The organism is Burkholderia sp. Ac-20345, from assembly GCF_017104825.1.
In the GTDB taxonomy this organism is placed as follows: domain Bacteria; phylum Pseudomonadota; class Gammaproteobacteria; order Burkholderiales; family Burkholderiaceae; genus Burkholderia; species Burkholderia lata_B.
Genome location: NZ_JAAGPO010000268.1, coordinates 1 through 11,126, shown reverse-complemented (window position 1 = coordinate 11,126; position 11,126 = coordinate 1). Strand labels below are relative to the sequence as shown.

Genomic DNA, 11,126 nt, shown 5'->3' with positions numbered 1-11,126 from the left:
GGCGGGGCGCCGGGCCGCTCGCCGCACCGCCTGCCGGGCCCGCCCGCCGGTAGAATGCAGGCTTCTTCCCGACCGCCGCCCGCCGCGCCCGCCTGCATGGAACTGAAATGGCTCGAAGACTTCGTTTCGCTCGCGGAAACGCGCAGCTTTAGCCGGTCCGCCGAGCTGCGGCACGTGTCGCAGCCGGCGTTTTCGCGGCGCATCCAGGCGCTCGAGGCATGGCTCGCGACCGAACTGATCGATCGTTCGGTCTATCCGACGCGGCTCACGCAGGCCGGGCAGATCTTCTACGAACAGGCGCTGACGATGCTGTCGCAGGCGCACGAGGCGCGCACGCTGCTGCGCGGCCACGTCGGCGCGCCGGTGCCGACGATCGAGTTCGCGGTGCCGCACACGCTGTCGCTCACGTATTTCCCGCGCTGGCTGCAGCGGATCGAGGCGAAGATGGGCCAGGTCCATACGCGGCTGCGCGCGCTGAACGTGCACGACGCGGTGCTGTCGCTCGTCGAGGGCGGCTGCGATCTCGTGATGGGCTACCACCACCCGAGCCATCCGGTCGCGCTCGACCCGGCGCGCTACGACATGCTGGTCCTCGGCAGCGAGCCGATCAGCCCGTTCTCGGCGCCGGGCCGCGCGGGGCGGCCGCGCTATACGCTGCCCGGCACGGCCGACGCGCGCGTGCCGTACCTGTCGTATACGCCGAACGCGTATCTCGGCCGGATGACGGAGGTCATCGTCGCGAATGCGTCGACGCCGCTGTTCCTCGATCGCGTCTATGAAACCGACATGGCCGAAGGGCTGAAGGCGATGGCGCTCGCGGGTCACGGCGTCGCGTTCCTGCCGCACAGCGCGGTCGAGGATGCGGTCGCGGGCGGCCGCCTGATCCGGCTCGACCGGTCGGTGCGCGGCGGCGCGTATCCGTTCACGCTGACGATGGAGATCCGGCTGTACTGCGACAAGCTCGCGCTGCAGGGCGACGATCCTCGCCAGAAGCTCGTGCGTGCGCTGTGGGACGTCGTGCGCGACGAACTGCGCGAAACCGCGGGTTAACCGTGGGCGGTTAACCGCGACTGCGCTGGCCGGCCGGCTGTCGTCGAGCTTGCGGCGCCTGTCGGGCGGCTGTCCGGCGGCTCTCCCGCTTCCAGGAAACACGATTTTTCACGCACGCGATGCACGATCGATCGCGTGCGTTCTTGCGCAAATCGACCGCAGATTTGCGAAAAATCGCGATCATGCAAGAAACGCATAATCGAATAAGCAAACGGCATTGGATAAAAAAAACGGGTTTTTCGACAATGTGCGCACCTGTTGACCGTTGGAGCATCCATGTCTTCGCAATTGCAGTCCATCCCGTCCTACCTGCACGCCGACGATCTCGGCCCGTGGGGCAACTATCTTCAGCAAGTCGATCGCGTCGCGCCGTACCTCGGCTCGCTGTCGCGCTGGCTCGAAACGCTGAAGCGCCCGAAGCGCATCCTGATCGTCGACTGCCCCATCGAGCTCGATAACGGCACCGTCGCGCACTTCGAAGGCTATCGCGTGCAGCACAACGTGTCGCGCGGCCCGGGCAAGGGCGGTGTGCGTTACCACCAGGACGTGACGCTGTCGGAAGTGATGGCACTGTCCGCGTGGATGTCGGTCAAGAACGCGGCCGTGAACGTGCCGTACGGCGGCGCGAAGGGCGGTATCCGCGTCGACCCGCGCAAGCTGTCGCGTGGTGAGCTCGAGCGCGTGACGCGCCGCTACACCAGCGAAATCGGCATCATCATCGGCCCGAACACCGACATTCCGGCGCCGGACGTCAACACCAACGAACAGGTGATGGCGTGGATGATGGACACGTACTCGATGAACCAGGGCCAGACGTCGACCGGCGTCGTGACCGGCAAGCCGATCGCACTCGGCGGTTCGCTCGGCCGCAAGGAAGCAACGGGCCGCGGCGTGTTCGTCGTCGGCAGCGAAGCGGCGAAGAAGAAGGGCCTCGAGATCGCAGGCGCACGCATCGCGGTGCAGGGCTTCGGCAACGTCGGCGGCATCGCGGCGAAGCTGTTCCAGGAAGCGGGTTCGAAGGTGATCGCGGTGCAGGATCACACGGGCACGATCTACCAGCCGGCCGGCCTCGATTCGAACAAGCTGCTCGAGCACGTCGCACGCACGGGCGGCGTCGCGGGCTTCGAAGGCGCGGAGCCGATGCCGAATGACGAGTTCTGGACGGTCGAAACCGACATCCTGATCCCGGCGGCACTGGAAAACCAGATCACCGAGAAGAACGCAGCGAAGATCCGCACGAAGATCATCGTCGAAGGCGCGAACGGCCCGACGACGACGGCGGCGGACGACATCCTGACCGCGAACGGCGTGCTCGTGATCCCGGACGTGATCGCGAACGCAGGTGGCGTGACCGTGTCGTACTTCGAATGGGTGCAGGATTTCTCGAGCTTCTTCTGGACGGAGGACGAGATCAACCACCGTCTCGAGCGCGTGATGCGCGAAGCGTTCTCCGGCGTGTGGGCGGTCGCGGAAGAGCACAAGGTGTCGGTGCGTACGGCGGCGTTCATCGTTGCGTGCAAGCGCATCCTGATGGCGCGCGAAATGCGCGGCCTGTACCCCTGATTGGTGGTTGCCGATTTCGGATCGGTTGACTACGATCAATCCATGACGCAATCCATCCGGTTGCGTGCATGAACCCTCGCGGGCGGTGCCGAATCCGGCATCGCCCGCGTGCGCATTCAGGCGCCGGAAGGGGCGCCCGAAGCCGGGAGGAAGGCTTCGCACAGCGCGATTCGTGGTTCGGTAAACAACCAGTACTTTCAAAAATATTACTTTGATACACTGGCGCGGGTTTTAGCCAAGGAGATGACCAAAATGAAATACCAAAAGGCAGTCCTGATGTTCGCGGCGCTTTGCGCGTTCGCAAGCGGCGCGCATGCTCAGGAGACGGGCACGCTGAAGAAGATCAAGGACACGGGCGTGATCGCGCTGGGGCACCGCGAATCGTCGATTCCGTTCTCCTACTACGACCAGAACCAGCAGGTGGTCGGCTATTCGCGCGAATTCCAGCTGAAGGTGGTCGACGCGGTGAAGAAGAAGCTGAACCTGCCGAACCTGCAGGTGAAGAACATCCCGGTCACGTCGCAGAACCGCATCCCGCTCGTGCAGAACGGCACGGTCGACATCGAGTGCGGCTCGACGACCAACAACACGGAACGCCAGCAGCAGGCTGCGTTCTCCGACACGATCTTCGTGATCGGCACGCGCCTGATGACGAAGAAGGATTCGGGCGTCAAGGATTTCGCGGACCTGAAGGGCAAGACGGTCGTGACCACCGCCGGCACGACGTCGGAGCGCCTGCTGCGCAAGATGAACAACGACAAGCAGCTCGGCATGAACATCATCAGCGCGAAGGATCACGGCGATTCGTTCAACACGCTGGAATCGGGCCGCGCGGTCGCGTTCATGATGGATGACGCGCTGCTCGCGGGCGAGCGCGCGAAGGCGAAGCAGCCGGGCGAGTGGGTGATCGTCGGCACGCCGCAATCGGAAGAAGCGTACGGCTGCATGATGCGCAAGGGCGATGCGGACTTCAAGAAGGTCGTCGACGACGCGATCTCGCAAGTCGAGAAGTCGGGCGAAGCCGCGAAGATCTACGCGAAGTGGTTCGAGAACCCGATCCCGCCGAAGGGGCTGAACCTGAACTTCCCGCTGTCCGATTCGATGAAGAAGCTGTACGCGAACCCGAACGACAAGGCGCTCGACTGACCGCACGGCCGTTGATGCAGAAATGACGCTAATGAGACGGAAGAGGCCCCGCTTCTTCCGTCTCTTTTTGCTGGAGTCTTGCCCATGTCTTACCACTGGAACTGGGGCATCTTCCTGAGCCCCGTGTCGACCGGCGAGCCGACGACTTATTTCGGATGGCTGATGTCCGGCTTCTGGGTGACGATCGAAGTGTCGCTCGTCGCCTGGGTCATCGCGCTGATCGTCGGTTCGCTGTTCGGCGTGCTGCGCACCGTGCCGAACAAATGGCTGTCCGCGATCGGCACCGTGTACGTGTCGATCTTCCGGAACATTCCGCTGATCGTGCAGTTCTTCGTCTGGTATCTCGTGATACCGGAGCTGCTGCCCGCATCGATCGGCACCTGGATCAAGCAGTTGCCGCCTGCCACGCAGTTCTTTACCGCGTCGATCATCTGTCTCGGCCTGTTCACGGGCGCGCGCGTGTGCGAACAGGTGCGCTCGGGGATCAACGCGCTGCCGAAGGGCCAGCGCGCCGCCGGCCTCGCGATGGGCTTCACGCAATGGCAGACGTACCGCTACGTGCTGCTGCCCGTTGCGTACCGGATCATCGTGCCGCCGCTCACGTCGGAATTCCTGAACATCTTCAAGAACTCCGCCGTCGCGTCGACGATCGGCCTGCTCGACCTGTCCGCGCAGGCGCGCCAGCTCGTCGACTACACCGCGCAGACGTATGAGTCGTTCATTGCGGTGACGCTCGCGTACGTGATCATCAACCTCATCGTGATGGCGTTCATGCGCTGGATCGAAGGCCGCACGCGGCTGCCCGGCTATATCGGAGGCAAGTGATGCATCAGTTCGACTGGAGTAGTATTCCCGGCGCGCTGCCGACGCTGTGGACGGGGGCGGTCGTCACGTTCCAGATCACGCTGATCGCGATCGTGATCGGGATCGTCTGGGGCACGCTGCTGGCGCTGATGCGGCTGTCGGGCGTCAAGCCGCTTGCGTGGTTCGCGCAGGGCTACGTGACGGTGTTCCGCTCGATCCCGCTCGTGATGGTGCTGCTGTGGTTCTTCCTGATCGTGCCGCAGCTGCTGCAGGGCGTGCTCGGGTTGTCGCCGACGATCGACATCCGTCTCGCGTCGGCGATGGTCGCGTTCTCGCTGTTCGAAGCCGCGTATTATTCCGAGATCATCCGCGCCGGCATCCAGGCGGTGCCGCGCGGGCAGGTGAACGCCGCGTTCGCGCTCGGCATGAACTACGCGCAGGCGATGCGCCTCGTGATCCTGCCGCAGGCGTTCCGCGCGATGATCCCGCTGCTGCTCACGCAGGCGATCGTCCTGTTCCAGGATACGTCGCTCGTGTACGTGATCAGTCTCGCGGACTTCTTCCGCACGGCGGCCAACGTCGGCGATCGCGACGGCACGACCGTCGAGATGGTCCTGTTCGCCGGCGCATGCTATTTCGTGATTTGCTCGTTGGCGTCTGCTCTCGTCAAGGGTCTCCAGAAAAAGGTCACAAGATGATTTCCATCAAGAACGTTTCGAAGTGGTACGGCCAGTTTCAGGTCCTCACCGACTGCACGACCGAGGTCAAGAAGGGCGAAGTGGTCGTCGTGTGCGGCCCGTCGGGCTCGGGCAAGTCGACGCTGATCAAGACCGTGAACGGCCTCGAGCCGTTCCAGCAGGGCGAGATCCTCGTGAACGGCCAGTCGGTCGGCGACAAGAAGACGAACCTGTCGAAGCTGCGCTCGAAGGTCGGGATGGTGTTCCAGCATTTCGAGCTGTTCCCGCACCTGTCGATCACCGAGAACCTGACGCTCGCGCAGGTCAAGGTGCTCGGCCGCGGCAAGGACGAGGCGAACGAGAAGGGCCTGAAACTGCTCGACCGCGTCGGCCTGAAGGCGCATGCGCACAAGTTCCCGGGCCAGCTGTCGGGCGGCCAGCAGCAGCGTGTCGCGATTGCGCGCGCGCTGTCGATGGATCCGATCGCGATGCTGTTCGACGAGCCGACGTCGGCGCTCGACCCCGAGATGATCAACGAAGTGCTCGACGTGATGGTCGAACTCGCGCAGGAAGGGATGACGATGATGGTCGTCACGCACGAGATGGGCTTCGCGAAGAAGGTGGCCCATCGCGTGATCTTCATGGACAAGGGCGCGATCGTCGAGGACGACCGCAAGGACGATTTCTTCTCGAATCCGAAATCGGAACGCGCGAAGGACTTCCTCGCGAAAATCCTGCACTGAGCGTCCGCGCTCGTCGGCGCTGCGGGTGCGTCGATGCGAAAACCGCCCGGCCGAGCGCCGGGCGGTTTTTTTTCGTCCGCTGCTCGCGGGCGTTACCAGCTGTAGCGGTAGCCGACCTGTCCGACGATCCCGCGCCGGTAGTCGCCGCCGATGTTGCGCGCGATCTTCGCGTTCGCATACAGCTCGCCTGACTTGCCGAAGCCCGCGGTCACGCCGACGCCGAGCTCGTACCACGTGCGGCCGAGATGCGTCGCGAACGGCGTGCCGCCGACGACGGTCTGGCCCGGCGACAGGAAGTCGTGCAGCACGTCGGCCGTGAAGTACGGCGTCGCGGCACCGCCACCCGAATCCGACTGGAGGTTCGGCCGGAAGATGCGCACGCCGACGCGGCCGCGCAGCGCGTTCGTCGTCGTACCCGATACCGCGGAGACATTGTCGTTGAACCCGTTCAGCTTCAGGTACTGGACCATCAACTGCGCCTGCGGCTCGACCGCGACCGGCAGCGCGCCGATCGCAAACGGCTTGCCGACTTCCTGCGACAGCGCGATGCCGAAGCCGTTCTGCGACGCCTCGTTGCCGTAGCTGTCGCGATAGCGGTTGCCGTAGTGCGTGACCTGCCCGACGCTGTCGAAGTACGTGCCGTCGGACAGGTACTTCGTCCAGTAGCCGCCGATGCTCTGCGCGTGCATCTCGACGGAGCCCGTCGACGTCGACAGGTTGGCCGTATCGGCGCGCGCCATGTCGCTGAAGCTCGCGTTCGACACGCCGATGCTGGCCGTCACGCCCACATGCATGCTGCCGCCGCCGTTCGGTGCCTGGTCGAGCGTCCAGTCCTTGCCGAACTGTGCGAAGAACGTGCGTTCGTCGGCCGCGAAGCGGCCCGCGTTCGCGTCGAGGCTCTGGCCGCCGATGCGCCCCCACACGCCGTCGCGATTGCCGGGCTGCTGCTTTTCGAGGTTGTAGATGTCGCCCACGCGCTCGTGCAGCTTGCCAAGCGTCGAGAAGCCATAGTCGGCGTTGAGCAGCGGCGTGAGGGCATAGCCCGACACGCCGGGGCGATACGCGAGCGTGCCGCCGCCGTTTCCGTTGCCGCTACCGTCGCCATCACCGCCGCCGGACGGATGGATCGGGTCGCCGGGGTCCGTCGAATCGAGCTGCGACCGCAGGTACCAGCCGTTCGCGTCGCCTTGCCCGCCGCGATAGAGCCGGTATTCGTACGCGCCCGCCTGCACGGGCCCCGCGAGCTGGAACGCCGATGTGGTGGTCGTGCCGCCGTTGGTCGTGACGACCACCGGAATCCCGTCGCCCTTCGTCTGCGCGCCGGTGCCGGCCGTGTTGGCGATCTTCAGGCCTGTCGTGCCGCTCGCCGCGCCGCCGTTCACGACCACCCGATCGGTCGGCGAAGCGTCGGCGCCGAGGAACGTGTTGAGCGCGATCGTGCCGCCGTTGCCGACGTAGCTGCCGGTCGTCAGCGTCTTGTAGCTGCCCGCGAGCGTCGGCGAACCGGTCGGTGCGGCGAATGCGACCAGGCCCGCGTTGTTCAGGCTGCTCAGCACGGAGCTGCCCGTCATGCGCCACGTGCTGGTGTTGTCCACTGTCAGCGCGACCGGATCGATCTTGCCGGTCAGCGTGGTGCCGTTCGCGAGGAACACGTTGCCGGTGCTCGATGCGTCGGAGACGATGTCGCCGGCCAGGTTCACGGCCGATGCGGTGAAGGTGGTGTTGCTGCGGTTCGACAGGTCGAGCAGCGTGCCGTTGCCGGCGGTCACGACCGTGCCGTTGCGCACGGCGATGTCGGCCGTGCCGCCGCGCGCGGCGAAGGCCGGCCCGGTGGCGGACGTGACGCTGCCGCCGTCGACCAGCACCGAACTCGTCGCGCCGGTTGCGAGCGTATCGGACGTCAGCACGCCGGCCGTCGCACCCTTGAGCGTCGTGCCGGTCAACGCGAGCACGCCGCCGCTGTCGGCGGTGGCGCCGTTGCCGGCGGCGCTGGCGATCGTCGAGCCCGTATCGCCGATGCGGCCGCCGTTCTGCGCGACGAGGCCGTCGGCCGTCGTGCCCGACGTGGTGATCTTCGCGCCCGACAGCAGCGCGGTCGCGCCGCCGTTCGTCACGATCGCGGCCGAACCCGCGCCGGTCGTCGAAACCATCGTGCCGTTGGCCGCCAACGTCGAATCCGCGCCCGACACGAAGAAGCCGCGCGCGTTGTCGCCGGTGGTCCGGACGACGGTCGCCGCATCGGCCGCGATGCGCGCGCCGGCCCCTGTCGACGACAGGCCGTCGGCGCCCCCGCCGGTCGTGCCGATCTGCGTGCCGGACAGCGCGATCGTCGCGTTCGTCCCCTGGTTGTCGATCCCCTTGCCCGAGCCGCCGACCGTGATCGACGTCGCGCCGGCCGCGAGCCCGCCGCCCGTCACGGTCGGGTCGATCAGCACGCCGTCGGCGCTGCCGTTCGCGATCACGGTGCCGGCACCCGACAGCGCGACCGAGGCGCCGGCGCCCGTCAGGTGCACGCCTGCGATGCCGTCGTCGGCTTGGATCGAACCTGCGTTCGAAAGCGTCGCCGACGCACCCTGGACGAGCGCACCGGTGCCGTCGGAGACGCGGATCGTCGACGCGTTGTTCACCGTGCCGAGCGCGCCGATCACGACGCCCGTCGAGCCGGCGCCCGTCAGCAGCACCGTGTCGCGGTTCTCGAGCGTGCCGAGGTTTTGCGCGACGAAGCCGGTCACGCCGGCCGTCGATGATGTGACGGCGGCGTGGTTGGTGAGCATCGTCGCGACCGGTGCGCCTGCATTGGCACCGGCGAGGTCGTGCGCCTGGCCGTCGACGACGCCGGCGATCGCACCGGCCGCGTTCAGGTCGATCGTCGCGCCCGCGTCGATCGTGCCTTGCGCGCCGCCTTCGACCGCGATCGCGATGCCGTTCGCGCCATTGACGTTGTAGGTCGCGTTGCCGGTCGACAGCACGGTGCCGGCGTCGGTCGCGAGCACGCCGTGCGCGCGCTGGCCGTTGACGTCGGTCGTCAGCGTGCCGGCCGTCGACGCGCCCGTGTAGGCCGCGCCACCCGCGACGCGGAACAGCGTCGAATCGTCGGTGTCGACGCTGAGGTGCTGCGCGGCGACGTTGATCTTCGAGCCCGTGCCATACGCGTAGAAGCCGATCTGGTTGGTGCCCGACATGAAGGCGGGCACGGCATTGGCGCCGACGTCGATCGTCGCGCCCGAACGCGCATGCACGCCGATCGCGCCGGTGCCCGTCAGGTTGAGCGCGCCGTCGAGCGTGGCCTTCGCGCGCGGCCCCTCGGCCCACACGCCGTAGTTGCGCGTGCCCGACGCGGGATCGAGGCCGCCGGCCACGTTGATCGTGCCGGTCGAGGTCGCGGCCGTCGCGGTCGTGCCGGCACCGACGACCATGATGCCGATGCCGTTGATGCCATTCAGCGTGATGGTGCCGGTGTTGGTCACGGTCGCGGCGGTGTCGGCCGCGAGCATGCCGACGTTGGCGAGCGGCGTGCCGGACGCCGCGCCGTTGACGATGATCGCGCCCGCGTTGGTCAGCGTGCCGGACGACGAGCCGATGCTCGCCAGCGCGGCACCGTTCTGCGTCTGCGAGCCGATCACGATCGTGCCGAGGTTGCTCGCGGTGCCCGAGGCGCCGAGCAGGATGCCGTACGCGTGCGCGGACAGCGCGACGTCGTTCACGGCTTCCGGCGCGCCGGCATCGTACTGGGCCGCGCGGCCGAGATAGATCGTGCCGCCGGCTTCGTTCGTGAAGCTGCCGCCGGCGACGAGGCCGCCGATCACCTGGCTGTCGAGCGTCGTCGCGTTGACGCCGACGTTGATCGTGCCGGCGTTCGATGCGCTCGCGCCGTCGGTCGCGGCCACCGCGTAGTTCTGCAGGTCCGGGCGCGTGGTGTTGAAGGTCCACGCGCCGACGTTCATCACGCCGTGGTTGACGAAGGTCGTGCCGGCGCCGTTCGCGTAGACGCCGTTGCCCTCGGTGTACGCGTTGAGGCTGAAGTTGTCGGGCGGCGCGGCGCCGCCCGTATTGAAGTTGTCGCCGGCGGCATAGCCGGACGAGATCACGCCGTTGTTGACGCCGCTCGCGCCGGTCAGCAGGCGCACGAGCGTGAAGTCGCCCGACAGGCCGCCGTCGTTGACGAAGTGCGCGCCGTTTTCCGCGAGGACCGCCGAGCTCGAGTCGATCGTGTTGGTGCCGCGGAAGTCGATCTGCCCATCCTTGCCGATATGCAGCGTCGCGTTCGGGCCGGTGCCGTGCAGGGCCGTCAGGTAGTTCATCGGCAGCGCGTTCTCGTCGCCCGGCGACACGTTGTTCGCGTACCCGAACGATTGCGTGGTGAACGTGACGGCCCGGTTGAACGCGCTGTCGTAGGCGGCCTGCGAGCCGAGCGCGCCGCTGCTCACCGAGCGCACGAGGAAGTTGTTGTATGCGGCAAGCGACGCCTCGTCGGTGACGGTCCACGTGCTGCCGTCGAAGGCGGTGAAGCTGCCCGCATACGTCGGAACCTCGAGCAGGACATGACCTGCGGGGCCGCCATTCGCGAGATAGTCGCCGGTCCCCAGCCAGACCTGGTTGCGCGAATTCCAGTTGATGACGCTTGGCGCCGAACCGGTGCCGTCTGCGACGAACAGATCCGTCTGCTTCGGCGCCATCGTGATCGCGTTGCCGGTTGCCGTCGGCGAGCCTGCCGGATTGCCGATCGACACGTCGAGCGTCCCGCCGGAGCGATCGACGGTGCCGATTCGCGTGTTCACGTACTGGTTGCCGTTCACGTCGTGATAGACCGGCACGTTGGTCGAGCCCGCAGTCGATGCGGAGAACGTGGCCGAATCGTAGGTCGCGATCGATGTCCGGCCACCGGTGATCGAATCGGGCGTGCTGACGCTTCGAGTCTTGCCGCCGATCGACAGCAGCGGTTGATTCGGGTTGCCCGACACGACGGACGTGCTGCCGAGCGGCATCTGCGTGTAGCCCATGTCGCCGGCCGCACCGGTCCATGCACCTGTCAGGCCGACCCGGTCGCCGCCCGACACGGTCGTGGCGCCGACGAGGTTGTCGTTGACGGTCGGGCTGAAGCTGCCGAGCGCGCAGGTGCCGCCACTCGCGACGGCCGCGCCGA

General features: G+C 66.8%; 7 protein-coding genes. 6 read left to right on the top strand and 1 reads right to left on the bottom strand.

The window, feature by feature from the left end:
• The first annotated feature begins 96 nt into the window (after nt 1–96).
• From G3O06_RS43585 to G3O06_RS43560, 6 genes are all read left to right on the top strand, one after another.
• A complete protein-coding gene (locus G3O06_RS43585; RefSeq protein ID WP_174918636.1) occupies nt 97–1,050 on the top strand; it encodes a LysR substrate-binding domain-containing protein in 954 nt (317 codons plus the stop codon).
• Nucleotides 1,051–1,326: 276 nt separating this feature from the next.
• Entirely contained in the window at nt 1,327–2,613 is a 1,287-nt protein-coding gene (locus G3O06_RS43580; RefSeq protein ID WP_174918635.1) for a Glu/Leu/Phe/Val dehydrogenase, read from the top strand.
• A gap of 252 nt (nt 2,614–2,865) precedes the next feature.
• Nucleotides 2,866–3,759, top strand: coding sequence for a glutamate/aspartate ABC transporter substrate-binding protein (locus G3O06_RS43575; protein ID WP_174918634.1), 894 nt, complete (start codon nt 2,866–2,868; stop codon nt 3,757–3,759).
• An 84-nt stretch (nt 3,760–3,843) separates the two neighbouring features.
• Nucleotides 3,844–4,584, top strand: a complete 741-nt coding sequence (locus G3O06_RS43570) for an amino acid ABC transporter permease (protein ID WP_174918633.1) — start codon at nt 3,844–3,846, stop codon at nt 4,582–4,584.
• Nucleotides 4,584–5,261, top strand: coding sequence for a glutamate/aspartate ABC transporter permease GltK (gene gltK, locus G3O06_RS43565; RefSeq protein ID WP_174974057.1), 678 nt, complete (start codon nt 4,584–4,586; stop codon nt 5,259–5,261). The genes G3O06_RS43570 and gltK overlap by 1 nt, the downstream gene beginning before the upstream one ends.
• A complete protein-coding gene (locus G3O06_RS43560) occupies nt 5,258–5,983 on the top strand; it encodes an amino acid ABC transporter ATP-binding protein (RefSeq protein WP_205819785.1) in 726 nt (241 codons plus the stop codon). The genes gltK and G3O06_RS43560 overlap by 4 nt, the downstream gene beginning before the upstream one ends.
• A 92-nt stretch (nt 5,984–6,075) precedes the next feature.
• On the opposite strand, the gene G3O06_RS43555 is transcribed toward G3O06_RS43560, so the two are convergent.
• Nucleotides 6,076–11,126: autotransporter outer membrane beta-barrel domain-containing protein (locus G3O06_RS43555; protein WP_205819784.1), on the bottom strand; the 5,051-nt coding region annotated here is incomplete at its 5' end.